This is a genomic window from Siccirubricoccus soli, assembly GCF_024178315.1.
Taxonomy (GTDB): domain Bacteria; phylum Pseudomonadota; class Alphaproteobacteria; order Acetobacterales; family Acetobacteraceae; genus Siccirubricoccus; species Siccirubricoccus soli.
In genome coordinates this window covers 1-366 of record NZ_JAMZIK010000079.1, presented here as the reverse complement: position 1 = coordinate 366, position 366 = coordinate 1, and the positions used below count along the sequence as shown (strand labels likewise).

Genomic DNA, 366 nt, shown 5'->3' with positions numbered 1-366 from the left:
AGGCCGCGAAGCGCGCCAGCCAATCCTTGACGGTGGCGCTGGTCGCGGGGTCGGCTTCCGGCAGGGGCAGGTTGGTCGGCATCATCAGGCTCCTCTCCTCGGCAAAGCCTAGAGCAGCCTCCGGCCTGATGGATCATGGCGTGATCCATCAGGCCGGAGGCTGCTCCAGATCTTGCGTTTTCTAGAGCGTTTTCGGTTTACATGCGTTCACCGAAAACGCTCTACGCCTCTGTTTGCAGAGCAGATTCACGCCTTCGGGCGATGCCGCCCTACAGCGATCTGCTCTAGGGCAAGAAATCCGATCAGGTGATTCCATCTGATCGGATATGCTCTAGGCGCTTCCAGCCACCCCGTCAGCCAGCCCCC

The 366-nt window shown here is 60.9% G+C and carries 1 protein-coding gene; it reads left to right on the top strand.

Annotation, left to right across the window (positions count from 1 at the left end):
- Positions 1–185, top strand: a 185-nt coding sequence (locus NJ376_RS13095; protein WP_252953715.1) for a hypothetical protein, incomplete at its 5' end; no start/stop codon positions are given.
- Positions 186–366 lie beyond the last annotated feature (181 nt).